This is a genomic window from Bradyrhizobium cenepequi (genome assembly GCF_020329485.1).
GTDB lineage: Bacteria > Pseudomonadota > Alphaproteobacteria > Rhizobiales > Xanthobacteraceae > Bradyrhizobium > Bradyrhizobium cenepequi.
Genome location: NZ_JAGKJI010000009.1, coordinates 1 through 26699, shown reverse-complemented (window position 1 = coordinate 26699; position 26699 = coordinate 1). Strand labels below are relative to the sequence as shown.

Annotated in this window: 29 protein-coding genes and 1 tRNA gene; 18 read left to right on the top strand and 12 right to left on the bottom strand. The window is 61.7% G+C overall.

Translation table 11 applies throughout. The features are described 5' to 3' along the window. Positions 1-12 precede the first annotated feature (12 nt). From J6497_RS12750 to J6497_RS12700, 11 genes are all read left to right on the top strand, one after another. Entirely contained in the window at positions 13-999 is a 987-nt protein-coding gene (locus J6497_RS12750; protein WP_225704615.1) for a hypothetical protein, read from the top strand. Then, entirely contained in the window at positions 1000-3042 is a 2043-nt protein-coding gene (locus J6497_RS12745; protein WP_225704614.1) for a hypothetical protein, read from the top strand. It abuts the gene before it with no gap. Next, a complete protein-coding gene (locus J6497_RS12740) occupies positions 3042-3314 on the top strand; it encodes a hypothetical protein (RefSeq protein ID WP_225704613.1) in 273 nt (90 codons plus the stop codon). Before J6497_RS12745 ends, J6497_RS12740 begins: the two co-directional genes overlap by 1 nt. 1 nt (position 3315) lies before the next feature. Further along, complete coding sequence (locus J6497_RS12735; RefSeq protein WP_225704612.1) at positions 3316-4941, top strand: hypothetical protein; 1626 nt, start codon at positions 3316-3318, stop codon at positions 4939-4941. 97 nt (positions 4942-5038) lie between these two features. Next, positions 5039-5476 carry a GNAT family N-acetyltransferase gene (locus J6497_RS12730; RefSeq protein WP_225704611.1) on the top strand — a complete coding sequence of 146 codons (438 nt, stop codon included), beginning with the start codon at positions 5039-5041 and terminating at the stop codon, positions 5474-5476. Continuing rightward, entirely contained in the window at positions 5476-8814 is a 3339-nt protein-coding gene (locus J6497_RS12725; protein ID WP_225704610.1) for a phage tail tip lysozyme, read from the top strand. Before J6497_RS12730 ends, J6497_RS12725 begins: the two co-directional genes overlap by 1 nt. Continuing rightward, the gene (locus J6497_RS41550) at positions 8811-12908 is read left to right on the top strand and encodes a hypothetical protein (RefSeq protein ID WP_225704609.1); all 4098 of its coding nucleotides are present in this window, start codon (positions 8811-8813) and stop codon (positions 12906-12908) included. Before J6497_RS12725 ends, J6497_RS41550 begins: the two co-directional genes overlap by 4 nt. 71 nt (positions 12909-12979) lie before the next feature. Beyond that, positions 12980-13618, top strand: coding sequence for a lysozyme (locus tag J6497_RS12715; protein WP_225704608.1), 639 nt, complete (start codon positions 12980-12982; stop codon positions 13616-13618). Beyond that, complete coding sequence (locus tag J6497_RS12710) at positions 13615-13974, top strand: hypothetical protein (RefSeq protein ID WP_225704607.1); 360 nt, start codon at positions 13615-13617, stop codon at positions 13972-13974. The genes J6497_RS12715 and J6497_RS12710 overlap by 4 nt, the downstream gene beginning before the upstream one ends. Then, positions 13971-14474, top strand: a complete 504-nt coding sequence (locus J6497_RS12705) for a hypothetical protein (protein WP_225704606.1) — start codon at positions 13971-13973, stop codon at positions 14472-14474. Before J6497_RS12710 ends, J6497_RS12705 begins: the two co-directional genes overlap by 4 nt. Next, on the top strand, positions 14471-14692 hold the full coding sequence (locus J6497_RS12700) for a hypothetical protein (protein WP_225704605.1): 222 nt from the start codon (positions 14471-14473) through the stop codon (positions 14690-14692). Before J6497_RS12705 ends, J6497_RS12700 begins: the two co-directional genes overlap by 4 nt. 490 nt (positions 14693-15182) lie before the next feature. Here J6497_RS12700 and J6497_RS12695 read toward each other — a convergent pair whose 3' ends face one another. The 8 genes from J6497_RS12695 to J6497_RS12660 all read right to left on the bottom strand — a co-directional run bounded on the left by J6497_RS12695 (position 15183) and on the right by J6497_RS12660 (position 19264). Then, the gene (locus J6497_RS12695; RefSeq protein WP_225704604.1) at positions 15183-15719 is read right to left on the bottom strand and encodes a peroxiredoxin-like family protein; all 537 of its coding nucleotides are present in this window, start codon (positions 15717-15719) and stop codon (positions 15183-15185) included. A gap of 100 nt (positions 15720-15819) precedes the next feature. Next, positions 15820-16425, bottom strand: coding sequence for an ATP-dependent DNA ligase (locus J6497_RS12690; protein WP_225704603.1), 606 nt, complete (start codon positions 16423-16425; stop codon positions 15820-15822). Between the two features lie 40 nt (positions 16426-16465). After that, positions 16466-16732 carry a Txe/YoeB family addiction module toxin gene (locus J6497_RS12685; RefSeq protein WP_225704602.1) on the bottom strand — a complete coding sequence of 89 codons (267 nt, stop codon included), beginning with the start codon at positions 16730-16732 and terminating at the stop codon, positions 16466-16468. Positions 16733-16740: 8 nt separating this feature from the next. Beyond that, entirely contained in the window at positions 16741-17007 is a 267-nt protein-coding gene (locus J6497_RS12680) for a type II toxin-antitoxin system Phd/YefM family antitoxin (protein WP_225704601.1), read from the bottom strand. A gap of 124 nt (positions 17008-17131) precedes the next feature. Further along, a complete protein-coding gene (locus tag J6497_RS12675) occupies positions 17132-17488 on the bottom strand; it encodes a hypothetical protein (protein WP_225704600.1) in 357 nt (118 codons plus the stop codon). Positions 17489-17840: 352 nt separating this feature from the next. Then, complete coding sequence (locus J6497_RS12670) at positions 17841-18425, bottom strand: hypothetical protein (protein ID WP_225704599.1); 585 nt, start codon at positions 18423-18425, stop codon at positions 17841-17843. A gap of 132 nt (positions 18426-18557) precedes the next feature. Next, the gene (locus tag J6497_RS12665; protein ID WP_225704598.1) at positions 18558-18821 is read right to left on the bottom strand and encodes a hypothetical protein; all 264 of its coding nucleotides are present in this window, start codon (positions 18819-18821) and stop codon (positions 18558-18560) included. A 5-nt stretch (positions 18822-18826) separates the two neighbouring features. After that, positions 18827-19264 carry a hypothetical protein gene (locus J6497_RS12660; RefSeq protein ID WP_225704597.1) on the bottom strand — a complete coding sequence of 146 codons (438 nt, stop codon included), beginning with the start codon at positions 19262-19264 and terminating at the stop codon, positions 18827-18829. A gap of 613 nt (positions 19265-19877) precedes the next feature. Here J6497_RS12660 and J6497_RS12655 point away from each other — a divergent pair. Next, positions 19878-20042 carry a Flp family type IVb pilin gene (locus J6497_RS12655; RefSeq protein ID WP_225704596.1) on the top strand — a complete coding sequence of 55 codons (165 nt, stop codon included), beginning with the start codon at positions 19878-19880 and terminating at the stop codon, positions 20040-20042. Between the two features lie 272 nt (positions 20043-20314). On the opposite strand, the gene J6497_RS12650 is transcribed toward J6497_RS12655, so the two are convergent. The 4 genes from J6497_RS12650 to J6497_RS12635 are packed head-to-tail and all read right to left on the bottom strand — an operon-like array spanning position 20315 to position 21243. Beyond that, complete coding sequence (locus J6497_RS12650) at positions 20315-20482, bottom strand: hypothetical protein (RefSeq protein WP_225704595.1); 168 nt, start codon at positions 20480-20482, stop codon at positions 20315-20317. Positions 20483-20484: 2 nt separating this feature from the next. Beyond that, positions 20485-20685, bottom strand: a complete 201-nt coding sequence (locus J6497_RS12645) for a hypothetical protein (protein WP_225704594.1) — start codon at positions 20683-20685, stop codon at positions 20485-20487. Next, the gene (locus J6497_RS12640; protein ID WP_225704593.1) at positions 20682-21038 is read right to left on the bottom strand and encodes a hypothetical protein; all 357 of its coding nucleotides are present in this window, start codon (positions 21036-21038) and stop codon (positions 20682-20684) included. Before J6497_RS12640 ends, J6497_RS12645 begins: the two co-directional genes overlap by 4 nt. Before the next feature lies 1 nt (position 21039). Then, positions 21040-21243 carry a hypothetical protein gene (locus J6497_RS12635; protein ID WP_225704592.1) on the bottom strand — a complete coding sequence of 68 codons (204 nt, stop codon included), beginning with the start codon at positions 21241-21243 and terminating at the stop codon, positions 21040-21042. Between the two features lie 175 nt (positions 21244-21418). Between J6497_RS12635 and J6497_RS12630 the strand changes: the two genes are divergently transcribed. From J6497_RS12630 to J6497_RS12605, 6 genes are all read left to right on the top strand, one after another. Continuing rightward, a tRNA-Gln gene (locus J6497_RS12630) sits at positions 21419-21492 on the top strand. Between the two features lie 419 nt (positions 21493-21911). Next, the gene (locus J6497_RS12625) at positions 21912-23165 is read left to right on the top strand and encodes an ABC transporter substrate-binding protein (protein ID WP_225704591.1); all 1254 of its coding nucleotides are present in this window, start codon (positions 21912-21914) and stop codon (positions 23163-23165) included. A gap of 182 nt (positions 23166-23347) precedes the next feature. Further along, a complete protein-coding gene (locus J6497_RS12620) occupies positions 23348-24211 on the top strand; it encodes a branched-chain amino acid ABC transporter permease (RefSeq protein ID WP_225704590.1) in 864 nt (287 codons plus the stop codon). After that, positions 24211-25206, top strand: coding sequence for a branched-chain amino acid ABC transporter permease (locus J6497_RS12615; protein ID WP_225704589.1), 996 nt, complete (start codon positions 24211-24213; stop codon positions 25204-25206). The genes J6497_RS12620 and J6497_RS12615 overlap by 1 nt, the downstream gene beginning before the upstream one ends. Then, the gene (locus J6497_RS12610; RefSeq protein ID WP_225704588.1) at positions 25196-25963 is read left to right on the top strand and encodes an ABC transporter ATP-binding protein; all 768 of its coding nucleotides are present in this window, start codon (positions 25196-25198) and stop codon (positions 25961-25963) included. The genes J6497_RS12615 and J6497_RS12610 overlap by 11 nt, the downstream gene beginning before the upstream one ends. Continuing rightward, on the top strand, positions 25960-26676 hold the full coding sequence (locus tag J6497_RS12605; RefSeq protein ID WP_225704587.1) for an ABC transporter ATP-binding protein: 717 nt from the start codon (positions 25960-25962) through the stop codon (positions 26674-26676). Before J6497_RS12610 ends, J6497_RS12605 begins: the two co-directional genes overlap by 4 nt. Positions 26677-26699 lie beyond the last annotated feature (23 nt).

The following is a 26699-nucleotide window of genomic DNA, read 5'->3' as shown; positions in this document are numbered from 1 at the left end:
GGCAGGTGAGTTGTGCCCACTGGAAATATCATCCTCGAAACCCCGGCGCGCGGTGCTGACCCTGGCACGTGGGACATTCCGGTAAACGGCAATTCCGGAATCATCGACGGATATTTGGGTGGCGTTGCCAACATCGCGGTAGCGGGCTCGCTCACACTTTCCGCTCCGCCCGGCGCTGCGGCTCCGGCCGCTGGCCCGTTTCAGGCAAGCAACGCTGTTCTTCGCCTCACTGGCGCTCCGGTGGCCGATCAGATTATTACGCTGCCGCTTCCTGGGCGGTACGTCGTGGATGCGATCGGGCTTTTCCCTGGCGCGGCCGGACAGCCCGTCACGCAAATCCGCGCGGCCGGCGTCGGCGAAATCGTCAGCGTCATATACGGCGCCGTCATGACCATCTACTGTGACGGCACGCATGTTCGATTTGTCGATCTCCCTGGGATTGGCACATATCTAGATTTGGCACAGACGGCGATTCCGCGCTGGTATGCTGCGAACACGCGGTCATATTGGCTGAACTGCGACGGCTCGCCAGTCCCAGCTTCTTGCCCGATTCTCGCGGCCATGATCGGCCCGACTTTGCCAGATTTTCGCGGCGTCTCGCCGGCTTATCTGAACCAAGGAACGGGTCGAATTGCCAGCGGCCGAAACGGCAGCGTGAATGGCGACGCGTTATTCTCGGTCGGCGGTGCTGACGTTGTTGGACTTGCCACCGGCAACATTCCAACCATCGTGTCAACGGGTGGCGGTGTCGGCGTTACCGTGACCACGGTACCAGGCCGCGTCTTGTTCCAGACGGCGCCGCCTGCCAGTGCGTTTAGTGGTCTTGCTGGTCCGGGTGGCTTTATCACCCCTCAAGGTACCGGCCTCGTTGAAGGTGTGGGCGCGCTTGGCGGCGCTACAGCCGGCATCACCGTTGTTACAAACGGCACTGCCGGCGCTGCGCACCTCAACATGCAGCCAACCACAATTGGCGGTATTCGATTGATCCGGGCGGCGTAAATGCCCGAAATCTCGCTCAAGCTTGTGCCGGGCGTGAATGCTGATTTCACGCCGACGCTGAACCAAGCCGCAATTGCTTCGTGCGATCTGATCCGGTTTCGCGATCGGCTGCCGCAAAAGCTCGGCGGCTGGTCGCGCTTCTTTCCGAATCCGTTGCCGGGAATCCCGCGCGCTGTTCATGGTTGGTCCGATCTCCGGGGCGGCAACCATCTGGCCGTTGGCACCACGCTTGAACTCGCGGTGATTACTGACGGCGCTTTGCAGGATATCACGCCGCAAACGCTCATCTCGCCGGTGGCGCCGAATGCCTCGGCGACCTTTTCGACGACGGTAGGCAGTTCGATGGTCGCGGTAAGTGATCCCAGCATCGCGAACGTGACGACGGATGACGCGATTTTCTTCAACACGCCGGTTTCGCTTGGTGGGGTGGTCCTGACAGGATTGCATCCGATCACGCTCGCCAGCGGTGGTTCGACTTACAATATTGATGCCGGCGCGAATGCGACGACTGCCGTAACAAATGGCGGCGTGGTTCCGACTTTCACAACGATTGTCGATAGCTCACGCGTCACGGTGAACTTTCCAAGCCACGGTCTTGCGATCGGCGACACATTCAATTTTCCGATTCCGACGACTGATGCTGTCAGCGGCGTAACTATTGACGGCGTTTTTGCCGTCATTGATGTGTTGAATCCGAACCAATTCGTTATCACCGCGCCGACTCAGGCGAGCGCGGCAAATACGTTCTCAATGAACGGTGGAACCGTTCAATTGAAGTATTTCATCACGCTTGGGCCTCCACCTCCTGGTGCAGGCTTTGGTATCGGCCCCTTTGGTCTCGGCGGCTTTGGCACGGGTGTGCTTCCGCAAGCGCAACGCGGCACGCCGATCTCCGCCGCCGATTGGTCGCTCGATAACTTCGGAGAGGACATTCTCGCCAACCCACAAGGAGGGCCAATCTATTTCTGGGAACCGAACACGGGCTTTCAGACAGCGGAGCTTGTCGCGACGGGGCCTGTATTCAACAACGGCATCTTCGTGGCGATGCCTGAGCAAATCCTTGTCGCGTGGGGTTCGACGCTATCGAACGGACAGCAGGATTTGCTTCTCGTGCGCTGGTCCGACTCGGAAGACTTCACGAACTGGCAAGTCACTGCCGAAACGCAGGCAGGTTCATTCCGCATTCCGACTGGATCGAAGGTTGTCGCCGGCTATCAGGGTCCGCAGCAATCGCTTATTTGGACGGATATTGACGTTTACGCGATGCAATACCTGGGGCCGCCCTTCGTCTTCGGCTTCAACAAGCTCTCGTCCGGGTGCGGCCTGATCGGCCCACATGCGGTCACGTCTCTTCGCGGCAACACCTATTGGATGTCGTCGGGCTCGTTCTTCGTGCTCTCCGGAAACGGCGTGCAGGATATCCCTTGCACCGTCTGGGACGTGGTTTTCCAAGACCTTGATGAGGCGAACCAAGAGAAGTGCGTTGCCGCTGCGAACAGTCAATTCGATGAAGTCGCTTTCTATTATCCGTCGAAATCCGGCGGTACCGGGGAGAACGACAAGTACGTCAAGCTGAACGTCACTGATGGCACCTGGGACTATGGAAATCTCGGCCGCTCCGCGTGGATGGATCAAAGCGTCATCGGTCAGCCGATTGGTGCATCGCCGGGTGGTGTCGTCTTCCAGCATGAGACTTCGAACGATGCAGACGGCGCGCCGATGATCTCGACATTTACAACGGGCTATTTCGTGCTTTCCGAGGCGCAAGATTTCCCGTTCGTGGATTGGTTGTTCCCAGATATGAAATGGGGCCTCTTTAACGGACCTCAAACCGCGTCGGTGCAGGTGATAATCAACGTTGTGACCTATCCGAACTCGCCCGTCCGCACGTTCGGGCCGTTCACGATGAACGCCGCGCAGGAATTTATCAACCTGCGCCTTCGCGGCCGGCAAATCTCGTTCACGTTCACTTCGAGCGATCTGGGCTCATTCTGGCGCATGGGCAATCCGCGCGTGCGAGCGGCGAAAGCAGGGCGGCGATAATGGCAGACGATTTTATCAATGCGCTCGGCGGCGCGGCTTCGAGCGCGCAATCTGGTGGCGGCACCGCGGCCGGTACCACTGCCGACATTCTCCGAAATCAGGTGCTCTCGCGGCTTGTGACGGTCCTTGAGCAGGCATTCCCGCAGGCCAGTGCTTCCATCAGCACGACGGCAACAGGCGGCTCCGCGCCGCCGCTGCCGCCCAATCCAAAGGCGTTTCTAACGATCACGGTCTCCGGGCAATCGTTCAAGATTCCGCTCTACGGAGTCTGACATGCCGCTAAAGAAAGGCTCATCTCGCGCCGTAGTCTCACAAAATATTCGTGAGATGATTGCCGCCGGCCATCCGCAGAATCAAGCGGTCGCCGCGGCTCTCCGCGTGGCCCGTGATGCGCGCAAGAAGCGCAGGGCCGATGGTGGCTCGGTAGATGATTTGCCCGATGTGGGGCCGCCTCTGGTCTCGGCAGGGCCATCCTGGCCCGGTACCGATATCGGCAATCGCGCGGCAGATATCGGAAGCCGACTCGTCGCAAACACGGCGACTGGTCTGGCGACGCTCCCGCGGCGTGCGATCGAAAACTCTGCCTATTCGCTCGATAGCGGCACCTATGACCCTTCGGCGCCGATGGAAGCCGCAACCACGATGATGGGTGCGGCATCTCCGTTCGCGAGCGTCTCAGGCGCTGGCGAAACTGCTCTCGGCGTGGTGCCCGTCAATATCGGGAAGGCCTTCAAGGGCGTCGAGTCGCGCTTGCCGGAATCGGAGACATTCCAGCGCGCGGTCGCTGGCACGCCGGGCGCGCGCATTGAGGACGGTTCGCTTGTGCTGCCGATGCAGCGGAATCAGGTGCCAGAGCAGGAATTGGAGCCGTCGACGCGTGGCGGTGTGTTCTATCTGCCGGAAGGCTCGCCGAACGCGAAGCACTATCGCGGCGCCACGAACTACGGCGGGACGCAGCCGATCAAGGGCGAAACCGCGATCAAGGCGCCGCTGTTCGTCAAGGGTGCGACGGGCGGCAAGGCCCCGGAAGTGGCCTATCAGCAGTTGATGGGCAAGCCGGCGTTCGAAGACATGCAGAAGGATGTCCAACGGTCGGTCGGCGCGTACTATCTGCCGCGAGATGACAAGATCGAATTGGTCCGTCAATTCCTCGAAAAGCACGCTCCGGAATTAGAGGATCACGCCCATTACATTTTCAGCAACAGCCAAAAGGGCAACCAGCTTCGGTATGCGCTGCAAGAGGCTGCGGTAGGTAGCGCGGCTCGGCGCGCGGGCCATGACGCGATTGTCGGCTATTCAACCAAGCGCGGCGGCACGAAAGAGCCGTTCTTTTCCGAAGTGTTCGATGTGCGTGAATCGCACTATCCGGGCACGGCAGGGGAATACGAAATGCATCCCGAATCCAGCTTTGGCAAGAAGAACGGCGGCGCGATCGATAAGGCGCTTCGGATCGCGAAGGCGGCCGGCGGCGGTGTGTTCTCCGGATACATTCCGGGCACCACGGGCGGCCGAACCGACAACAAAGATATCTCGGTTGCCGCCGGCTCCTACATTATTCCGGCCGATATCCTCTCGGGCCTGGGCGAAGGCAATTCGCACGCTGGCGCGGCATCTGTCGCGTCTCATCTGAAGATGGGGCCGTATGCGGAGGCGCAGCCATACGGCAAGGCGATCACCAGGCCCTATGCGAAAGCCGACGGCGGCGGAATCGAATCTCCTGGCGCTCCGGTGCCGATTGTTGCGGCGAGTGGCGAGATGGTCATTCCGCCGGAGAAAGTCGCGGAAGTCGGCGGCGGCGATCTGGATAGAGGTCATTCAATTCTTGATGCGATGGTGCAGCACGTGCGCAAGCGCACAATCAAGACGCTGAAGAAACTACCGAAGCCACGGAAAGACTAAAATGAAAAATCAGCCCTCAATCGTGCGCGCGGCCACTCCCGACGACAAAAGCGAAGTTTGGCGGCTGTTCAAGATGTGCTGGGCCGAAAATGGCCTTGTGCCGTATTCGCAGAAAAAGACGGATTTTTATATCAACCGTCTTCTTGATCCGAAGAATATCGTTGCGGAGGACGCTGGGCCGCGCGGCTTGATTGGTGTCATCGGCGGCGCGCGCCTCGAAGGCGTGATTATGCTCTCCTTCGGCTCTCCCTGGTATTCCGATCAAATCACGGTCGACGAACATCTGAATTTCGTTGATCCGGCGCACCGCGACTCAGGTCATGCCAAAACGCTGATTTCATACGCGAAACACATGGTTGACCTTCTTCGCGTAAACCATCCGGAAGTGAGGCTCGTGATTGGCGTGCTTTCGACCAAGCGCGCGGCGGCGAAGGTGCGGCTTTATGAGCGACAATTGACGCCGGCCGGCGCGTTCTTCGTGCATCCGCCGCCGGAAAATATCGATCCGCCTCGGCATCTCTACAGGACTCGGTGATGGGCTCGAAGTCTCAGACCTCGCAAACGCAGCAGTTCTCTACGCCGGCAAATCCGGCGGCGTTGCAGCAGATTTACAACACGGTGCAGGGCGCGGCGAGCACGCCTTTCACGCCATACAGCGGGGAATTGACTGCGGGCTGGAATCCGCAGCAGCAGACGGCAACGAACAACATCAATGCTGCCGCTGGTCAGGCGCAGCCGCTCATCAATCAGGCTGCCGGCCTGACTTCCGGCGCGGCGACTCCGCTCACGGCTGCGCAAATTCAGCAGTATCAGAATCCGTACACGCAGAGCGTGATTGACGCGACTCAGGCGCAGTTCAATCAACAGAACGCGGTACAGCAGAATCAGGTTAAGGGCTCGGCCGCGGCGGCTGGCGCGCTCGGCGGCGATCGGCAGGCGGTCGCGCAGGCGGAGACAGCGAAGGCGCAGCAACTCGCGCAGGCTCCCGTTATCGCTGGACTCCAGTCGCAGGGCTATCAGCAGGCGCTTCAGACGGCGCAGCAGCAGTTTCAGCAAAATCCGCTGGCGGCCGCGGCGCAACTCGGCAATCTCGGCGTTGCCGGCCAAACGGCGGCGTTGCAGGGCGCGGGCGCACAGTTGGGCGTGGGCGGGCAGCAGCAGCAGACGCAGCAGGCAGCCGACACGGCGGCCTATCAGCAGTATTTGCAGCAGCAGGGCTATCCGTTTCAGACGGCGGCGTTCCTGGCGCAGTACGGCCTCCCGGCCGCGCTCGGGCAGGGCACGAACACCTTCGGAACACAAACGACGCCCGGCCCGAATATCTTCGGTCAGATTGCCGGCCTCGGCATTGCCGGCGCCGGCCTGTTCTCCGACGAACGCGTGAAGGAAAATATCCAGCACGTCGGCGAGACGCACGATGGACAGCCGATTTACACCTACCGCTACAAGGGCTCGCCATTCACGCAAATGGGCCTGATGGCGCAGGATGTCGAGCAGTCTCATCCGGAAGCCGTTGGCAACGTCGGCGGCATCAAGACCGTGAATTACGATCTCGCGACCGCGCGAAGCAAGAATTTCGCGGACGGCGGCTCGGTCTATCCGTTCGGCATGTCCATCCTTGATGCGCCCGGATACGTCCCGGTTGGGAAGGGCGGCGGCGCTCCTGGCCCGACTTCATTGCAGACTCCGCAATTGCAGTTCGCTAAGCCGCAGGCTGACGAGTTTGGCCTTGGTCAGATTTCGCAGGGTCTAGGCGGCCTCAAGGGCTCGCTGGGTGGGGCTTCCTATGGCGGCGGCAACATCTTTACCGGCTCCTATGGCGGCTCCTCCTCAAGCCCGCTGGAAGGCCTGACGGCGGCTGATTACGGTGAGGGTTTCAAGCGCGGCGGGTTCGTCGATGCGGTGAACGAAATTCATCGCTCCATCCGGAAGGCGCGCGGGGGTACGGTAACTGTCGACCTCCCTTTCGCCGGCTATGCTAACGGCGGGCGACATTTTGCGCTCGGCGGCGATGTGGATGACGACACGATTTCGTCCGCTCCGCTGCCGCCGATTGCTGGCGTCGACATGAGCGCGGACGTTTCGCTTCCTCCGCGCGAGATTGCCGGCGCCGATCAGCCGACAACTGATGTTGCAATGAGCGACAACGCGGCTTCGTGGGCGAACTTCGCGCAGCGGCCACGCGATCAGGGTGGCCTTGGGCTCGCCCCACATCAAGCCTATGGCATCGTGGGCAACCTCGTGAACGAGAGCACGCCGAATATCACGCCGTGGGGTGTGAGCGGCGACGCCGGCACGGCGCAGGGCGCGGCGCAGTGGCGCGGCGATCGGCTCGCCCGGCTCAAAGCCATGTTCCCCGACTCGTACCAGACGACGGAAGCGCAGCAGGCGTTCATGCGGTCGGAATTGGAGGGGCCAGAGAGCAAGGCATATCTGGCGCTCCGCGCCTCGAAGACGCCGGAAGAAGCCGCGAACGCCGTGAACCACCTCTATGAGCGCTCGGCAGACACTACGGGCCACCGTGCGGCGGCGGCGCGCTCCCTCTATGAGGAAGCCGGCGGGCAGGGCGATGATGTCCTGGCCGGCGGCTCGGGCTCCGATCGGCTGACGACGCCCGCGCCGTCCGCGCCCGGCATGGGCGGCTGGAATCCCTTCAACCTGTCCGACAAGACTCGTCAGGCGCTCATTGCTGCCGGTCTCGGCATAGCTGCGAGCAAATCGCCGTTCGCTCTTACGCAACTCGGTGAGGGCGGCCTGAAGGGGCTTGCCGAATACGGCGAGCTTGGGAAGGAGGAGCGGGAAGCCGCCGACAAGGCGCAGTCGCGCAAGATGGAGCAGCAGCGGATTGACTTGGAGGGCCGGCGGCTGGCGCAAACCATCGATCAGCAGCGCTTGACGAATGCGCAGGCTCCGCTCATTCGCGACGCCAGCGGCAATTTGGTCCCGAACAAAGCCTATCTCGATGTGAAGCGGCAAGAGGCCGAAATCAACCAGCGGGACAAGTTCATTCCCGCCGGATCGGTCACGACTGGCGACGGGCAGGTGCATCCTGCGGTCCTGAATCAGGCCGATGGTCAAATCCTTGATGCTGTCACCAAGAAGCCCCCGCAGGCGGGCGACAAGGTGCAGGGCAAGGATGCGACCGGCAAGAACAACCCGGAGATTGCGGAGAACATCGCGGCTGGCATCAAGTCTGGCGATCAACCGCCGACGCTTACGGGCCTCTACGGCCAGAGCGCGGCGGTGCGCGCGTCGTTGCAGCGGCAGGGTTTCAACCTGTCCAAGGCACAAGTCGAGTGGGATACGGCCAAGCGGCAGATTGCTTCGCTCAATGGTCCGCAAATGACTCGGTTCGTCGGTCTCGCGAATAGCGTCGATAACACGATTGACGAAGTGCGCGAACTATCGAAGCAACTCGGAAACATCGGTATTCCAGCGCTCAACCGGATCAAGCTCGCCGCTCTGGTGAATACGCGCGGCAACTCTCCGGAAGGTCAGCTTGCGGCTCGCTATCTGACTTCACTGAACACGCTGAAAGAGGAATTTGCCAACCTCGCGCAGGGCGGTTATGCGCCGACTGAGGCGACTTGGCATCTCGCAAATCAGCAGATTAACGGCGACTTCGGCGTGGATCAGTTGGGCGCCTCGCTCGATGAAGTGCAGCGGCTCGTCCGCTATCGCGTGAACGCGGTACCGGGCCTCGCGCAGATGGGGCCGGGCACGGCGAACCGGTACACCGGGGCGACTGGTGCGGCGGCGGCTCCGCCTCCTCCTGGCGCGGCGCCCGCTGGCGGTGGTGCGGCTTCGCCGGCCAAGACGGTCACGCAAAACGGGTTCACGTATACACTACAGCCTGACGGGACATATAAGTGAAGAAGCTCGGGAAAGCTCTCGTTATCGCCCGGATCAAGCACAACGAGAAGGCAGCGGCGCACGCCGGCATCGGCTCCCACAAGAGACCATGGGACAAGAAACCGCGGAAGGCGGACGGCGGCGGCGTGGATAAGCCGCCGTTTGATCCGTCGCAACCGTTTCAGCCCGTAGATACTGCGCCCGCTGCCGCCGCTCCGGCATCGCCCGCCGCTGGCGGCAAGCCCGCGTTTGATCCGTCCAAGCCATTCACGCCGGTAACGCAGTCCGAACCGTCTTGGACTGACGCCTTCACCGACATTGGGCCGGAAATCAAGAAAGCGGCTTCGGAGGCGTGGCAGGGCGTAACGGCGCCGTCGACCACCGAACCAGGTACGGTCGGGCATTTGCTCGAAACCGGCAAGCGCGTGGGCTCCGCGCTCGCGCTCCCTGGCGCGCTCGTCACCGGGCCGGCGCGCTCGCTGATCGGCCATCCGATGGCGCAGGCGGAGCATTTCATCGGCACGCTCATCAATCCGAAGGTGGCGGCCACGCAAGACCAAGGGGAGATGTACGAACAGGCGAAGAAGGACGTTGACACGGCGATGTCGGCGCTTGCTTCGCGCAGCCCTGGCTTGATCGGACCGGAATTACCGAACATCACGGCTCCGCACGCGCAGGCGTTGAAAACGGTCATTGATGTCCGGCGGGCGCCTGCCACTCCGCCGCCGGCTCCGTCTCCTGGCTCCGACTATGCGCAGGCCGCGCAACGCATCGCGCAGGCATCGGGGCAAGACATTGACGTGCCGATGGCGCTCGCGACGGATAGCCCGCTGGCGCAGCGGCTCGCCGAAGCCTCGAAAAACGTTCCTCTCGCTGGCGAGGCGGTACCGAACGCGATCGATAATATGTCCGGGCAGTTGCAGAAAGCCGCCGGCAACATCGCCTCGCAATACGGCGAGGGCGAGGGACCGACGGTCGCGGGCCGGATCGGGCAGGAATTGCAGCGGCAGGCGCAGGCCGAAACGTCGGAAGCGACGGAAGCGGCAGCGCGCGGCGATGCGGCGCTGCAAGCGCAGTGGCAACGCAATATAGACGCGGCAGACGAAGCGATTGCGACTCACGAAGGCAACGCGCTCGAAAGGGCGCGCAACGCCGTCGGCAACATGAATCCGCAGGATATGGGGCAAACGCTGATTGCGCGGCTGCGGCAGGGCGAACAGGCGGCGCGCGCTGAAAAAGAACGGCTCTACGACATTGCCGGCGAGCATGATGCGGAAATCAATGCTGGACACGCTTCGGGACTCCGCTCCGATATTATGCGGAGGCTGAATGAGCAGGGCGCTATCCTTGATGATGTCTCGGAAGGCTCGTTAACGCCGGTCTCGCTTCGATTGATGCGGATGCTTGACGAAGTCCGGAGCATTCCGGTCCCGCGGCGTCCTGGCGCTCCTGGCGCTCCGGAAACGCCGATTGCTCGCGATGTCAGCGCCGCGGTACAGCAGCGGGAAGCGGCGGCGGCTGCCGGCGCTCCTGGCGGCGGCACGATGGAGGCGCATTCCGTCGCGGTCCCTGGCATGGACCCGGTTCATGTGCAGCCGCGCGTTGTCGAGGCGTCCGATCTCCTCACCTCTGCCGATGACGGCTATGACGCTTCGTTGCAGCCGCGCGACCGCTCGCGCGCCGCGTCGCAGCAGCAGGTGCGAGACCTCGCGCGCAATCTCAACCCGGAACGGCTCGGTCGCTCGGCGGAGGCTGACCGTGGCGCGCCCATCGTCGGGCCGGATGGCATGGTCGAGAGCGGCAACGGCCGCGTGCAGGCGATCCGGCAGGCGTATCGAGAGAACGGCGAGTCGGCGGATGCATATCGCCGCTGGCTGGCCGGGCAGGGCGTTGACACGACGGGCATGCGCGAGCCGGTCCTGATCCGCGATCGCACGACTCCGATGTCCGAACAGCAGCGCCGGGCCTTCACGGTCGGCGCAAACCAGTCCGCGACTCTCGCCATGTCGGCGCCGGAGCGCGCGCTGGCGGATGCGAGCGCAATCACTCCCGAATCTCTCGCCGGCATCAAAAACCCGGCGGATATTGCCTCTCCCGAAAATCGGGATTTCCACCGCTCTTTCGCGCAGCGGCTCCCAAAAACGGAGCAGGGTGCTTTCGTCGACAAGCAAGGGCGGTTGTCGGCGGAGGGCGCGACGCGGCTCCGGAACGCCATCCTGGCGAAGGCATATGGGGACAGCCCGGTATTGTCTCGAATTGCCGAGTCGACGAACGACGCAATCAAGTCGATCTCGAACGCGTTGACCGCTGCGGCTCCGGAGATGGCGGCGCTACGCGAGGGCGTTGCTGCCGGCTATGTGGCTCCGGAAATGGACATTACGGCCGATCTCCTTGACGCGGTCGAGCGCACCGCGCGGCTCCGCGCTCGCGGCGGCGATCTGGCGGAGGATTTGGCGCAGCAAGACGCTTTCACGCAGCAATCTCCGCTGTCTCAACAGCTTATGAAGCTGTTCTATGACGCGGACGGCAAGCGGGCGGCGTCGAGCGCGCAGATTTCCACGGCGCTCCGCCACTACGCGCAGGAAGCCGGGAAGGTCGAGGCTGCGCCCGGCCTGGGGCTCGGTCTCGAACCGGTCAAGCCGGCGGATATCGTCGATATCTCGGGCAAGCGCGCCGGCACGGCGGAGACAATCTCTCCGGAGGCTCTGAAGCCGAAAGCTGGCGCCGCGGCTCCGGAAGCTCCGAAGGTGGTCGGCACCGTGAACATTCACGGCCTGGAACGGCTGCGAAAGCGTCTCAATGCGTTTTCGCAAGACGCTGCAACTCCGACCGATCGCGAGGCGGCGCGGCAAATTGTTCGCGCCTATGAGGATTGGGTAAACGACGCAATCGACAATCATCTGATGTCCGGAAGCCCGGAAGCGCTCGAAGCATTCCGGAGAGCACGCGCGGCAAATCGTGACTGGCGCACGCGGTTCGGTTGGAACGAACGCGACGACGGCGACAAGCTGATTAACAAGGTGGTGACGGGCGAAGTCACGCCGCAAGAGTTTTCGAATTGGCTGGTCGGCAATACGCAGGTGGGCGCGAAGGGCACTTCCTCGCGACTCCTGGCGCGCGTGATGGAAGCGACGGGCGACCATCCGGAGGCCGCGCAGGCCATCCGCGGCGGCGTGTGGAATCGGCTGACGCAGAACACGGCTGGCGTCACCGGGAAGAATGCCGCGAAGGTAGCGGACGATATCCACGAATTTTTCGACGGCTCCGGCCGCGATCTCGCAAATCGCTTGTTCACGCCGTCACAGCGGCAAATCGCGCTCGCCTATGCTGACACGTTGCGGCAGGGCGCGGCGGCGCGCGAACAATTGGCGGAGTTCGGCAAGATCACGAAGCCTTCCGCGATGAAGCCGGAAGCCGGGCCGATGCAGCAACTCGCTGATGCCGTGCTCGGCCACGGCAACAAGTCGGATGAAGCGCTGTTCGCCACGCTCGACCGCTACGTGCGCTCGGGCGCCTCGGGCGACGTCAAAACTCTCGGCAAGGTCCTGGCCGCCATTCCGGAAGAGGAGCGCGGCAACCTCACTGGCGCGATGATCCGCCGGCTTGGCGAGACCACGCAAAAGGAAGGCGGCTTCTCGCTCGATGCCTTCGTGACGCAATGGAACAAATATTCTGACGCGGCGAAGCGGCTGCTTATCACTGATCCTGTTCACCGGCAGGCGCTCGATGATATTGCGATGATCGCGCAGCGGAATAAGACCGTCGGGAAGAAATACGGCAACACCAGCGGCACAAGCAAGATGACTGGCCTTGTGGGTCTTGGCGCTGGGCTTGTGACTCATCCGTACATCACAATCGCGACTCTCATCGGCGGCGCCATCGGCGCGCGCCTCCTGGCCGCGCCGGCAACGGCGCGCGCAGTGGCGAATTGGAGCAAGGCGGCGAGCGTTGCGCGACTCGGGATGTCTCCGGAGCGCGCGGCGTCGCTCTCTCGCGCGTCCGGGCGGCTCGCGCTGATCGCGACAAAGCAAGGTGTGCCGCTCTCGCAAGCGCAGTTGATGGCACCTTTTCAACGGCTAGTGGCTCCGGCTGCGCAGAAACGCGACCGGCAGTAACGGCTCGTCAAAGAACAACGGTTAAGCCGCTCTTAGGGACGGCTTTCCTTGTTCGGAGAGTACGAGCCGCCATGCCCAACTTAAGCATCTCCACACAGGGAATGATTGATATCATCTCCCATGAAGGCATTTGCCTGAGTTGGTATTTGGACTCCGTCGGTGTCCCTACCATCGGCATCGGCCAGACGAAATCCGATGATATCGATCCGCGCACGATGGGAACGTTGACGCTGCAACAGGCGGTTGACCTCTTCAAGCGCAAGATCAAGGTCTACACCGATGCGGTGGACAAGCTCGGGCTGCATCTCACCCAATATCAGTACGACGCCTTGTCGTCTTGCTGCTACAACTTTGGCGAGAGCAATCTACAGACGCTCTGCCACCATCGCACAATCGATCAAATCGGCGATGCGATCATGCTCTACAAAATCCCGCCGGAAATCATCCCGCGCCGGGAAGCTGAGCAGAAACTTTTCAAAACCGGAGTGTACTCGAACACTAATGGCAAGGTCCTGGTGTTCCCGGTTAACAGCAGCCGCCATCCGGTTTACAGCGAAGGCCATGATGTCGATATCCGGCCGTATTTCGCTGATGCGCCGCCGACTTCCGCCCCGGTACCGCCGGCTCCCGCTCCGGCTCCCGCCCCGGAAAGCTCCTGGCTGTCCGATCTGACTGCGGCGATCTCCTCCGTCTTCGGGAAGAAAAAATGAAGTGGTTCCTGCTCTCGTGCGGGCTCGCCGCGGCGTATCTCATAGTGCGTCCGGCCTTCCACGCTATACCGGCCTTCAAAGCCTTTTACGACGACGCGGATACGTTCTGGCGCAAGGCCTGGGCAGTATGCGGCAAGTCCGCGACCGTGCTCTGGGGCTACGTCCTGTCCTTCTTGGCGGCCGTCTGGTCAATCCTTGATCCGCTGGCGCAACTGTTCGGCGCTCCGGATATCAAGCAACAGATTTTGGAGTTGCTGAAGGATCATCCGCAGTATGCGAGCTATTTCCTGATCGGTGTTTCCGTCGTCACGATCGCCGCACGCATGCGCTCCATCCGGAAGGATGCCGGCAAATGATCGCGGGAATCATCGGCGGGGTTCTGTCCCTCTTCAAGGTGGTGCTTGGGCCGCTGTTCACGTGGCTTAACGGCATGGTCGATGCCGACAAGCAAATCCAAATCACCACGACTCAAACCGTTGGCTCGGTCGCAAACATCGCGCTCGGCGGACTTCAAAACGCGGACAACCAGAACGCCGCAATCCGGATGAAGGAAGGGACATGGGGGCCGACAATCATCATGATGTCGATTATCCTGGCTCCGTTCGTCTGGCATGAGTGGCAGGTTGTTCTCGACTCGTGTCCCTTCCTGTTGGGCCTCAATTGGGACTGGTACATCCCGCTGCCGAAATTGATCCATCACCGGCCGGGCTCCTGGGGCGTCCCGTCGATCGGCAAGCCGGGGCTTGATGGTCAATCCGCCTGGGACCGAACCGAACAAGCCATCTTCACCTCGTTTTTTATCGGTGCATCAACGGCAGTCGCCGCGGTCGCCGCAATCAGGGCGATCAAGAAATGACCGACGACACCGATACTCGGGACCGGGTTATCCGGCTGGAAACCAAGCTCGAAGCTGTCACCGCTCAACTCGCGGACATGCAGAAGAAGGTAAATTGCATGTACGAACTTCTGATGCAGGCGAGAGGAGTGCGGTGGATGATTATCGGGATGGCTGCGTTTGCGGGGTTCTGCGCCTCTTTCGCGGCCAAATACCTTCACCTGCCGTTCGCGAAATGAGCGCATTGGATGGGTTCGCGAGCGCGAATCAGACTGAGCCGCAAGGGGCTCGCTTTTCCCGGATCACCTTTCCGGAGCCGGGCAAGCCGATACTGAACGTCGGTCCTGGTGACCATGCCTGCCAGCGGTGGCATCTGACGATGGAAGACTTGAAGGGCTTTGTGCTCGATAGTCTGCCGCACGTCGTAAAATGAAAATCGGCCCCGGCTCCTCATCGGAGTCGGGGCCTTTTTTATTTTCTCACAAGATAAACACTATGAACAAAACGCCGGCAGCGACGCAGATCGCAAGGAAAATAATCACGAACAGCGTAAGCGTAGACATCCGTAGGCTCATCTCCAACGCGTTAAGTCTCATTGCTGAGATAGGCAGTGTACTGTCTAAATTCGCGACAAGCCTTCGTGATTATCAGCATGTATTTCCGCAGGGTCATTTGATCGAGCGCCACCATTCATCTTCGCGCATGCGAGAGTGGGCGCTTCACTGAATCTCATACGGTGCCGGTGTATTCGCCTCTGGCCGGATAGTTGTTCTTGACGATGAAATCGAAAGCCTGGACCATTTCAGCGAAATTAGGCCGTACGAACGGCATAGACTGCACGGAGAGATAGTAAATCGTCTGGTCTGGCTTGATCAAAAAGACACCGGGCTCGGAGAACAGATGTGGTTCCTCGATGCCGATCGAGGTCTTCCCTCGCGAGGCAGATATGAAAAGTCCCCACTCGCGAGCATCCCTCAAATTCAAACCATAGCCGACCCGCAGGTCCTTGGCTTGGATCTTATCCGCCATCTGGCGCGCACGCTCCTCCACATCTGAACTGATGGCGATGGTCGCAACACCGCGCGCGGCAAATTCGGGGGTCAGGCGGTCCAATTCCTTGAGATAATTGGCGCAGATCGGGCAATGCAAGCCGCGATAGAAACAGACGAGCGTCATGCGCTCTGGGCGTTCTGTTGCGAGATCGAAGCGACCATGGCCGAGCGTCTCGACGACAAGGGCCGGAGCTTTCTGGCGGGGGATGAGCATCCAAAGTTTCCTTTCGCGAACCTGAGCGGGGCAGAACCCCATTGATCTTGTATAAGCATGGCCCGTACATATGCGCTTCATCAGCGCGCGTTGCCTTCACTCACGAAAAGCTATCCTTCACGCGATGAATCGCCGGGTGCTTGGGGTTCGTCACCTTCACCCAATGCGGCGAGAGGCCCGCGCGGTATGGGCGATCCTGGTGTTTGGAGACGATGCCCTCTAGCCCCATCAGGCAGGCGTGCCGGAATAGGTCCGGGCCGATCTCGCCCACCTCGAAGGGCGCCAAGTGGATGCCGTCCACACTCCGGGCAAGCAGCCGCGCGAGATTCGCCTTTCGCATGCTGAGCGGCAGCGGGCGCATGTCCTCGCCATCGGCCACAAGCAAGTCGAAGGCGTAAAAATGGACTTCATCGTCATATTGCCGGCTGTGCAGGCCGTCGAAATCCGACCGGCCATCCTCGCCCAGCAAGACCGCTTCCCCGTCGACCACAAACGAGTCTTGCTGGTTGCGCAACGCGGCTTCGCGGATCAGCGGAAAGCGTTCGCTCCAATCGTAGCCGTTCCGGGTCCATAGGCGCACAACCTTGCCCTCGCGCTGGACGATCAGGCGATAGCCGTCATGCTTGATCTCATGGAGCCATTCCGGCCTGTCCGGAACTTTGGTCCCGCGGGTAGGGATGCAGGGAAGGTACTTCGGTTTGAGCATACTCCGGAGATATGTATCGGAGCGGGAATTGCGAATCAGGTCAGTAGTGGTAGCGACACTGAATGATTTCGATTTGCTGGGTCTCACCCTTCCCATTGAGCCGATAGACGAGCCTATGTTCGTTCGTGATCCGCCGAGACCACCAACCCGCCAGATCATGTTTAAGGGGCTCCGGTTTCCCGAGCCCCTTAAACGGATCGCGCTTGATGTCCTTGATCAGGGTGTTGATGGCTTCGAGGACTTTTGGGTCTTCTTTTTGCCAATGAAGATAGTCTTGCCAACCATCCTCAGACCATGCGGTTTTCATGCCGCAACCTAGCGTGCCTTTGCTGGCTCGATTAGCTCGCGCTCAGTTAGTTTGCCCTCGTTCGCCTCCCGAATAGAGCGAAGAAGGCGCGCAGCGTTGGCCGGGCTCTTCAGGAGATGAACGGTCTCCATAAGGCCCTCGTATTCATCCTCCGCCATAATAACAACAGTGCGGGCGTTCTGGCGGGTGACAAATAGAGGCGCACGATCGTCGCAAACCCCGTCCATGAAGGAAGCAAGGTTGCCACGGAGTTCCGTGTAAGAAACGTATGCCATAGTTCTCTCCCAACCCTCTTGGTACAGGGAACTGTACAGGGTTTCTGTACAGAGACTTGTACAGTGGGGGTCAACTGTCAACATATAATTGCAGTTCCTCGGTATAATAATACCGAATTCGCATTCAGTTGACCAAGCCGAACGGCAGGGCAAGTTGCACGCCTATCGGCCGGCCGGTGTGGCTTTCGATGAACTCCCACAGCGCGTCGGAAATCTCCCGCCCTTCCTCGTCAACCCGGCGGGCCAGATCAAGCGCAACGTCCTCGGAAGCGTCCCGCGACCATCCCTCGACCGGATTGAACGCCACCACGCGCAACGGCTCATCGTACTGTCCGGCGAGCAGGTCACCGATCAGGGTTCGATAGTCGGTCTCGCCTTCGTCCGTCTCACGCCACGCTGGGCCGCTCCGGAAGTCCTCTAATACGAGGTAGATGTCCCGGTCGAGCCGATCGGTCGGGATGATCGAGGGCGAGGTACGCATACCCAAACTCCATTTTGGATGGAGTCAAAGCTATGTCATCGCCAGTTGGAACGCGAGTCAGGTTGCACGATGGCGGCTCTCAGTGGCGCCAACCGTCCTTATCGATGTCTGTCTTGAAGCCCTCCGGCAGACGGGGCGCTTCGCCAGCGGCCGGGACATTGCAGACCGGGCAGGGGGCGCCGGCACCGCCGCAACCGCAGGCGTGTTCTCCCTCCCACGCCCGCTTCGGGTGGTTCTCACAAACCCAGCCGCTATCCTCGCACAGTAAGCACTTCATTTTCTGAACGTAGGGATTTGCCCGTGGAATGCGAGTCTCAAGCGACCAAAACCATCACGGCGCAAATGATCAACCTCATCGAAAGGCCCGGAAAAGCGCTGCAATGCTTTGCCATATGGTCGCGCGAACGACCGTGTCAGCGGCGACTTGAACTAACCGATCAGGGTTGACGGGAGATGGAGATGAAACAGGCACCCCCAGTCTGACCCTCAATGCGTCTTTGTCCCGCTTCGCGATCGCGATGTACTCCGCATTACGAGCCACAAAAGGCAGAAAGAACTTATCTTGCTCCGATTGCGGCAGATGCGAGACTTGATCGTGCAGCCGCTTCAGGAGGTCAGTATATTTCGTTTGATCATACGCGTTCGATCGGAGGGCCTCGCGCCAAAAGTCGTCCAATTGGTCCACGGCAGATGAAGCAGGCAGGCCTAATCTGACCTTCAATGCGTTTCGGTCCTGCTTTGCCAAAGCGATGTACTCTGCATTACGATCAAAGGCTTGCCTAATTAGCACTGCTTGCTCCTCGTCGGGCAGATGGGAGACCTGATCTCCTATCCTTTGGACAAGGTCAGCGTATTTGCTCTGGAGCGAACTCCAGTCGATCACGCTCCATTGGAGAGCCTCGCGCCAAAAGTCGTCCACTTGCTCCAAGATGTTCATGGTGATGCTCCCCCAACCTGAGCGCGTACCTACATCAATATACACATATCAAACAAGTATTCACTTCTTGCCGACAACATGACCCTGCGCGCCCACCGTGATGCTGGGCCTGCTGATCATCGAGCTAGGTCGCTAGGCAAACAGCTTGGCGCCTTCCGGCGTGATCTTCACGTAGGTGCCGCTTTCGTGCATCCAGAGCCAGCCGCGCTCGATCGCCAGCTTTCGCCCAGCCCCATATTCGGCCGGCGATCCCCTGTCTCGGAAGATAAACGGGTAGTTGATTTTTTCGACGTGGATGCGCCCGTCTTGGACGGGCTCCACGGCGTGCGCTAGCTCCATGATGCGGCGGGCGGCTTTCTCCGGATCGGCGTATGGACGGTCTTCGGCGTATTTCATTGCAGTCATCTCATGTCGCTATGGGCTTCAGCGATGTGGGCATCTAGGCCAGCGATCGAAATAACGGCTCCGCAGAAGCATTTTGCGATTCCGGAACGCTCCTGGGTCGGCAACTTAAGGCCCTCGTCCCACATGCGATGTTTCCATGCGGTTTCAGCCTGTTTGAATCGCCATTCCTGGAAGGCGGTTTCGGAGAGGCGTGGCAAAAGATCGTTCCATGCCTTCTCGAACTCGGCTCGCGCTCCCTCGAACGTCTCGGCCTCACCGGCCCGATGCTGGTTCGGCTCTAGCCCTGGATAGAAGCCGCATGACCACCCCCACCGCGGGGAATCTCGGGGAACGCCGGCCCGGATATTAATTGTTCCAACGTGCACGTCTCCATAGAAGACGTGCCAGCATTCTTCTCGGCTGTCCTTGTCGCGGCGGCGGGTTAGCGTGTTCATGCTCACATGTAGTCGTCCGCGTATTCTTCCAACTCGACACGCAACGCATTTCGCTCCGCCTTGCTTAGATTGGCGCGCTCGCCCTTGTCGATCAGGGCCAGCAGAAGCACGGGCACGTCATCTCCCGCAAAGTAGTGCACCGTTCGATAGCCTCCGCTTTTGCCTCTCCCTCTGCCGGCGAAGCGAACCTTGCGGCATGGATGGCTGCGCATGGCGCGGTGGGTTCGGGTCGGTCAACTTCTATTCCGCAGCCGATATGCGGCGCTTTTCCCGGCACCGTAGGACGCGGGCCTAGCGGGGCCCGTGGAGCGGCCTTCCGCCGGCGGGGGTCCAGCCCGGCCCGAAATAACGCATCACGCCGCCGGGCTGGCGAGTTTCTGCACCGATTCCGGGGATACCTTGCGGCGCTCCATCAGCCTCAATAGCCGGCCACCGGCTCCGGGATCGCGGCACCGTTGGTTAACGGCCGGTTAGCCGGCGGCGGGCATTGCGATCGATTCAGGTTAACGCGTCTTAAGGGAGTTCGCGAGCTTGGATTCACGGAACTTTAGGCCGGTGCGCATACCGTCGCAGCGTTCGGGCCACACCAACACAACACCCATGGAGACCAGCCTTGCGTAACCTTGTTTCCCGTTTCATTAAGGACGAGTCCGGCGCGACCGCCATTGAGTACGGTTTGATTGCCGCTCTTATTGCCGTCGTGATCATCGGTGTTCTGACGAACATCGGAACTAGTCTCAAGACTAAGCTGGAAGCTGTGAACACCGGCCTTCAGTAAATCCACGGCCCTTTCTCAGAGGGCATGTGCACGTGGGAGCGGCCCGGCCAAGGCGACTTGGCCGGGCTTTTCTATGGCTAGGCCCGGTCACTCCGATGGCCCGCGCGTGTTGGGGACTGTGTTGGGGACGCCGCCGGGACATCGCAAAATCCCGCAGAAACAAGTCGAGCGCGACCGGCATCACCACGATCGCGGTATGACGCGAATGTGCCGCTCGAAGCCGCCTTCGCCGCCACACTCGGGGCAATCCTTCCATTCCTCGGGGACGTCGTTCATGGGCTCTTCTCCACGATGCTCGCTCGCCAGCCCTTCGAGGCGATGAAGGCGCGGGCCTGGGCGTCGGTCATGCCAACCAGCTTTTTCAGGATCGGTGCCGCGCGCCGCACCGTGCCGTCAGTCTCGAGGCCGGCGACAAAATGCGGCGCGACGACGCGGACCAAGATCACGGCCTGATGCGATCTGGATCGCCTTCCGAGTCCTGAATCCAACCGCCGCGCCCGTCGCACTCCTCGCACCGTACCCATTCCGAGTCGTCGTGAGGGAAGCCGCAACCGGCCTCATAGACCATGCAGTGCTTTTCGAATCCGCCTTCGCCTCCGCAGTGCTCGCAATCCTTCCATTCCTCGGGGACGTTGTCGGTCATGACTTGGTCCCCTGCGCGCGCAATGCCGCAACCGCAGCGCGGCCGTATTCGATTAGGTCGCCATGATCCACGCCGTAGGCGTCGACTGCCTTGAAATCATCCCAAGGGCGGCCGATACCGTGCTCCGCGATCGCGCGGGCCGCTATGAGCACCTCGGGGTCGTCCTCCGCGACGTCGGGCCATACCGGTGTAGCGGCCCGCTTGCCGGCCTCGAAAGCCTCTCGAAGGGAGTTTTCGATCGTTTCCGCTATGTAAACGGCATCGGTCAGCGCGAGTGGCTTCGGCGTCGGGCAGTCACGGTAAAACAGCTCGTTCGTGCAGCCTTGCGCTTCTTCTTTGGGGTCGAACTTCATTTCAGCACTGCCACGGTATGAGGGACGGCGCCATTTTCTCGGCACGATGATGGATGGCCTCGCCGGCATCGGCGCAGCCTTGCAGGTAGGCCGATGCGAGGATGTTGTGCAGCGGCGTCTCGCCGAATCGCATGACGTGGAACAGGAACTCTGTCCGCCGTCGGGCGAGGTCCCATGAACGGGCTAGGCGCGTCGTACCGCTCATATCGGGGCTTCGGTCTCGGGGCCATTATCCGTTCCTCTCGATCAGAGAGGGCAAAGGGACTAGACCGCGAACGTCAGCGCGGCTATACGAACGTCGGCCGAAGGCTTGATTTGCAAAACTCCTGGGCGTTATTGCAAAACTCTCAGGAAAAGCTCTGCAATAACAATGGCTTAGGTGGGGAATGGTGTAACGGTAGCACAACAGACTCTGACTCTGTTTGTCTTGGTTCGAATCCAGGTTCCCCAGCCAGATTAGGCTAACCTCAACGGCTTGATACGAAACTGGCTTTTCACCGCAGGCGATGAACGGTCAGCGCCGAGCAGCCGCCGGCTTTGATGCGCCCCAGATTCTTGCGCGCAACATGCGTGGCGGCCGTCGCCATCAGGGTTCACGTTGATGGCGCGCGACGCGGACGCTGACGTCTCACCTCGCACTCACATGCGCACGCTGTGCGTGCATTGCGCGATTGCCTAGCGTTGAAGCAGCGACGGCGCGATCCGTTACGCGATGCGCACGTGCGCTCGCGGTCTGCTCGGCTTGCCGAGGTCAGGGCACCATGCGATGGTGGTGTACCAAGAAAACAGCGGGAGCGGGGGCTGCAACGGCTCTTGGCCTTCCCATGCATAAAAAGCCCGGCACCGGGCAAGGGATATTGGAGACGTTCGAAGATGAGATTTTCACATGTCATCGGGGTGTTTTCGGCTGCCGTCATGTCGGTCGCGCTGGCAGGCAACGCCGCGGCGCAAAGCAAGACCGTCAAGATCGGCGGAATATTCCCGATGAGCGGCAATGCCGCGACCATCGGCGTTCACGTCAAGCACGCGTTCGACGTCGCGCTCGACATCATCAACAATCCCCATCCCGAACTCGGCAACTTCCCACTCGCCAAGAATGGCGGTCTCGCAGGCCTGGGTGACGCCAAGGTCGAGATCGTCTACGCGGATAACCAGGGCAGCCCCGCGACGGGGCAAAACCAGGCGCTGCGGCTGATCACGGAAGAGAAGGTGGTGGCGCTGACCGGCGCCTATCAGTCCGGCATCACGCTGACCGCGAGTGCGATCGCCGAGAAATACAGCATCCCCTTCGTCAACGGCGAGTCGGTGGCGCAGAACCTCACCGAGCGCGGCTTCAAATGGTTCTTCCGCGTCACGCCGATCGCGACCGATTTCGCGCGCGTCTATTACGAATTCCTCACCGACATGAAGGCCGCCGGTAACAAGACCGACAATATCGCGATCGTCCACGACAACACCGAATATGGCGCCTCCGTCGCCAACACTATCGCCACGGTATTCAAGGAGAAGGGCATCCCGATCGCCCTCGATGTCGCCTATGCCAGCAACGCGACGGACGTGCAGAGTCAGGTGCTGCAGCTCAGGGAGAAGAAGCCCGACGTCGTCATCATGATCTCCTACACGTCGGATGCGATCCTGTTCTCCAAGACCATGCAGGCTCTCGACTACAAGCCGCCGATGCTGCTGGCCGACGACTCCGGCTATTCCGATCCATCCTTCATCAAGTCGGCCGGCAAGCTCTCGCAAGGAGCGTTCAACCGCTCGTCCTGGAGCCTCGGCCCTGCGGGCTCGCCGACCGCGGTCATCGCCAAGATGTACAAGGACAAGAGCGGCGACGAGATGGACGACACCACCGCGCGCCAGATGCAGGCGCTGTTCGTGCTGTGCGAAGCCATCGACCGCGCCGGCTCGACGGAACCGGCCAAGATCCAGGCCGCGTTGAAGGCGACCGACCTCAAGCCCGATCAGATCATGATGGGCTACAAGGGCGTCAAGTTCGACGACAAGGGCCAGAACATCCTGGCGTCCGGCCTCATCATTCAACTCCAGGACGGCGAGAACTACGTCTCGGTCTGGCCGAAGGCGAGCGCCGAGAAAGCGCCGATCATGCCTTACAAGGGCTGGTGATGGAGGTTTTCACCTCTCCCATCGGGAGAGGTCGGCGCGAAGCGCCGGGTGAGGGGATCAGGTCTATCGGTAGAGCGTAACCCCTCACCCGATTTGCTTGCGCAAATCGATCTCTCCCGATGGGAGAGGTGATCCGAGGCACCCGGCGAACTCATTCAACTAGGGGCATCACGCGCCAATTCATGACCTTCACACTTGTTCAGGTGATCGTCGGCGGCCTCCTGCTGGGAGCTGTCTACGCGCTGTTCTCCTCCGGGCTGACGCTGGTCTGGGGCATGATGAACGTGGTCAACTTTGCCCATGGCGATTTCGTCATGCTCGGCATGTATGTCGCGTTCGTCGTCTACACGCTGCTCGGCGGCGGGCCGCTCATCGGCGCGCCGCTGGCGACGCTGCTGCTCGCCACGCTCGGCGTCATCGTCTATTTCGGCCTGATCCGCGACATCATGAAGGGGCCGATGCTGGCGCAGATCCTTGGCACCTTCGGGCTCGCGCTGCTGCTCCGCTATTCGGTGTTCTGGTGGTTCGGCGCCAACTTCCTGTCGCTGCCGGAAAACCTCGTCGGCGGCACCTTTGACATTTTCGGCATCCGCATCCAGGCTTCGCGCCTGCTCGCCGGCGTGGTCGCGCTGCTGGTGACGTTCGGGCTGCATCTCCTGCTGACGCGCACGACGCTCGGCTCGCGGATGCTGGCGGTCGCCGAGGATGCGACGGCCGCGCAGCTGATGGGCATCCGGCCCGATGGCATGCAGGCGATCGCCTGGGCGATCGCCGCCGGCGCCACCGGACTTGCAGGCGCGCTGATCGCGACCTTCTTCTACATCGTGCCGACGGTCGGCGAGACGCTCGGCATCGTCGCCTTCGTCACGGTCTCGCTCGGCGGTTTCGGCAGCGTGCCCGGCGCGCTGGTCGCGGGGCTCCTGATCGGCGTCATCGAGTCGCTGTCGGGCTATCTGATCGGCGCTGTTTACAAGGACATCGTGGTCTACGCGCTCTTCCTCGGCTTCCTCTGGTTCAGGCCACAGGGCCTGATGGGCAAGACCTGATGCGGCGCACTCTCTGGCTCCTGATCGCGCTCGCGCTGGTGGTCGCCTATCCGCTGGTGTTCACGACGCCGTTCCAGCAGCGACTCGGCGCGCTGGTCCTGCTCTATGCGATCGCGGCCTCGGCCTGGAACATCGTCGGCGGCTACGCCGGACAGATCTCGGTCGGCCACGTCGTGTTCTTCGGCTCCGGCGCCTATGCCGCAATGGGCGCGTATGCGCATTTCGCGCTGTCGCCGCTGATCGGAATTCCCGCCGGCATCGTCTTTGCCGTCCTGATCGCGGCCGTGATCGGCGGGCCGACGCTGCGGCTGTCGGGCCACTATTTCAGCATGGCGACGATCGCGGTTGCCGAACTCGCACGGCTCATCGTCACCAACACCGAATATCTCGGCGCGGCCGTCGGCCTGAGCGGCCCGACCGTGCCGCGCAACGTCTTCGATATGTCCTTCATTTCGGCACTGCCGTACTATTACTTGTTCCTGGCGATCCTGATCATTACGCTGGGCATCACCTGGTGGATGACGAGCAGCCGGATGGGGTTCTATCTGCGCGCCATCAAGGATTCCGAGCGCGCGGCGCGTTCGCTGGGCGCGCCCGCGAGCCGCACCAAGCTTTACGCGTACATGCTGAGCGCGGGCCTCACCAGCGTCGCCGGCGCGCTTTACGCGATGATATTCGGCTTCGTCGATCCCGAATCCGGGCTCGGCATCCTGATCTCGGTGAAGATCCTGATCATGGCTGCGCTCGGCGGCGCCGGCCTCTTGTTCGGCCCATTCGTTGGTGCGGCGATCCTGGTGCCGCTCGAGGAAATCTCCAACAGTCTCCTGGGCGGCAAGGGCGCCGGTCTTACCTTCGTCGTCTATGGCGCCATCATCGTGCTGATCGCGCGCTTCCAGCCCGGCGGCATCTTGGCGCTGATCAACCGTCTGTGGGCGAAGCGCCGGGCCAAACCGACGGAAGAAAGCATCTCGAAAGAGGCCAGCCATGCTTCTTGATGCGCGCGGAGTAACGAAGGCGTTTGGCAGCTTCAAGGCGGTCGATGCGGCGTCGGTGACGCTGGAGCAGGGCGACATCCTCGGCCTGATCGGGCCGAACGGCGCCGGTAAATCCACTTTTTTCAATTGCCTGACTGGCGATCTCGCTCTGACGTCGGGCCAGGTGTTGTTCGAGGATCATGACATCACGGAGCTGCTGCCGGAGGCGCGCGCGCGTCTCGGTTTGGCGCGCACCTTCCAGGTGCCGCAGACCTTCGAGGGCATGACGGTGCTGGAGAACGTGATGATCGGCGCCTTCCTGCGCACGCCGCATCGCGCCGAGGCCGAGGCGAGAGCGCGCTCCGTGCTGGAGCGCGTCGGCATGATGCGCCTGGCGGATGCGCCGGCGCGCTCGCTCGGCACCCCCGGCCGCAAGCGGCTGGAGATTGCGCGAGCGCTCGCGACCGAACCCAAGGTGCTCCTGCTCGACGAGGCGATGGCCGGGCTGACGCAGCGCGAGGTGCAACTCGCGATCGACCTGGTGCGCGACATCCATCGCTCCGGCATCACGCTCGTGATCGTCGAGCACATCATGGAAGTGATCATGTCGCTGGCGAGCCGGGTGATGGTGTTCCACCAGGGCAAGGAGATCGCGCGCGGTAGCCCGCGCGAGGTGACGTCCGATCCGGCCGTCATCGCGGCCTATCTCGGCACCCGCGCGGCCAAGGCCGCCGCCGGCCACACCCCGATCGAGTTGATGGGCGGCCCCGCGACATGACCGGACCGCTACTGAAGCTCGAACATCTGGAGGTCCGTTACGGCGACCTGATCGGCGTCTCCGACGTCTCGCTGGAAGTGCCCGCCGGCAGCGTGGTCGCGCTGCTCGGCTCCAATGGCGGCGGCAAGACCACGACGCTGAATGCGATCGCCGGCCTGATCCCGGTGCATGCCGGCAGCATCCATTTCAACGGCGAGGAGATCGCGGGCCAGAGCGCCTTCGCCATCGTGCGCAAGGGGCTCGCACTGTCGCCGGAGGGCTGGCGGCTGTTCGTGCAGCAGAGCGTCGAGAACAACCTCCTGCTTGGCGCCACTCCGCTGCAGGACAAGACGCGCATCAGGACCTTGCTCGAGCGCGTCTACGAGATCTTTCCGCGATTGAAGGAGCGCCGCAGCCAGCGCGCCGGCACCATGTCCGGCGGCGAGCGGCAGATGCTGGCGGTCGGTCGCGCGCTGATGAGCGACCCGAAGCTATTGATGCTGGATGAGCCGTCGCTCGGCCTCGCGCCGGCCGTCGTGGAGTCGATGTACGAGACGTTCGGCCGGCTGCATCGCGATGGGCTGACGATCTTGCTTGCGGAGCAATCGATCGAGCTCGCCCTCGAAGTCTCCGACTTCGCCACCGTGCTGCAGGTTGGCAGGAGCGTGCTGTCAGGCACCGCCGCCGCGCTGGCGCAGGACCCACAGGTGCAGAAGGCTTATCTCGGCGCGTGATGTATGGGTCTGTAGGATGGGTA

Excerpts from the sequence above, each read along its gene's own strand:
- J6497_RS12685 (WP_225704602.1), bottom strand. The coding sequence starts at position 16,732 with ATGAAAACCGCATGGTCTGAGGATGGTTGGCAAGACTATCTTCATTGG.
- J6497_RS12625 (WP_225704591.1), top strand. The coding sequence starts at position 21,912 with ATGAGATTTTCACATGTCATCGGGGTGTTTTCGGCTGCCGTCATGTCG.
- J6497_RS12670 (WP_225704599.1), bottom strand. The coding sequence starts at position 18,425 with ATGAACATCTTGGAGCAAGTGGACGACTTTTGGCGCGAGGCTCTCCAA.
- J6497_RS12680 (WP_225704601.1), bottom strand. The coding sequence starts at position 17,007 with ATGGCATACGTTTCTTACACGGAACTCCGTGGCAACCTTGCTTCCTTC.
- J6497_RS12725 (WP_225704610.1), top strand. The coding sequence starts at position 5,476 with ATGGGCTCGAAGTCTCAGACCTCGCAAACGCAGCAGTTCTCTACGCCG.
- J6497_RS12615 (WP_225704589.1), top strand. The coding sequence starts at position 24,211 with ATGCGGCGCACTCTCTGGCTCCTGATCGCGCTCGCGCTGGTGGTCGCC.
- J6497_RS12710 (WP_225704607.1), top strand. The coding sequence starts at position 13,615 with ATGAAGTGGTTCCTGCTCTCGTGCGGGCTCGCCGCGGCGTATCTCATA.
- J6497_RS12745 (WP_225704614.1), top strand. The coding sequence starts at position 1,000 with ATGCCCGAAATCTCGCTCAAGCTTGTGCCGGGCGTGAATGCTGATTTC.
- J6497_RS12735 (WP_225704612.1), top strand. The coding sequence starts at position 3,316 with ATGCCGCTAAAGAAAGGCTCATCTCGCGCCGTAGTCTCACAAAATATT.
- J6497_RS12690 (WP_225704603.1), bottom strand. The coding sequence starts at position 16,425 with ATGCTCAAACCGAAGTACCTTCCCTGCATCCCTACCCGCGGGACCAAA.
- J6497_RS12695 (WP_225704604.1), bottom strand. The coding sequence starts at position 15,719 with ATGCTCATCCCCCGCCAGAAAGCTCCGGCCCTTGTCGTCGAGACGCTC.
- J6497_RS12700 (WP_225704605.1), top strand. The coding sequence starts at position 14,471 with ATGACCGACGACACCGATACTCGGGACCGGGTTATCCGGCTGGAAACC.
- J6497_RS12640 (WP_225704593.1), bottom strand. The coding sequence starts at position 21,038 with ATGAAGTTCGACCCCAAAGAAGAAGCGCAAGGCTGCACGAACGAGCTG.
- J6497_RS12610 (WP_225704588.1), top strand. The coding sequence starts at position 25,196 with ATGCTTCTTGATGCGCGCGGAGTAACGAAGGCGTTTGGCAGCTTCAAG.
- J6497_RS12715 (WP_225704608.1), top strand. The coding sequence starts at position 12,980 with ATGCCCAACTTAAGCATCTCCACACAGGGAATGATTGATATCATCTCC.
- J6497_RS12675 (WP_225704600.1), bottom strand. The coding sequence starts at position 17,488 with ATGCGTACCTCGCCCTCGATCATCCCGACCGATCGGCTCGACCGGGAC.
- J6497_RS12645 (WP_225704594.1), bottom strand. The coding sequence starts at position 20,685 with ATGACCGACAACGTCCCCGAGGAATGGAAGGATTGCGAGCACTGCGGA.
- J6497_RS12740 (WP_225704613.1), top strand. The coding sequence starts at position 3,042 with ATGGCAGACGATTTTATCAATGCGCTCGGCGGCGCGGCTTCGAGCGCG.
- J6497_RS12705 (WP_225704606.1), top strand. The coding sequence starts at position 13,971 with ATGATCGCGGGAATCATCGGCGGGGTTCTGTCCCTCTTCAAGGTGGTG.
- J6497_RS12635 (WP_225704592.1), bottom strand. The coding sequence starts at position 21,243 with ATGAGCGGTACGACGCGCCTAGCCCGTTCATGGGACCTCGCCCGACGG.
- J6497_RS12605 (WP_225704587.1), top strand. The coding sequence starts at position 25,960 with ATGACCGGACCGCTACTGAAGCTCGAACATCTGGAGGTCCGTTACGGC.
- J6497_RS12660 (WP_225704597.1), bottom strand. The coding sequence starts at position 19,264 with ATGAACACGCTAACCCGCCGCCGCGACAAGGACAGCCGAGAAGAATGC.
- J6497_RS12620 (WP_225704590.1), top strand. The coding sequence starts at position 23,348 with ATGACCTTCACACTTGTTCAGGTGATCGTCGGCGGCCTCCTGCTGGGA.
- J6497_RS12665 (WP_225704598.1), bottom strand. The coding sequence starts at position 18,821 with ATGAAATACGCCGAAGACCGTCCATACGCCGATCCGGAGAAAGCCGCC.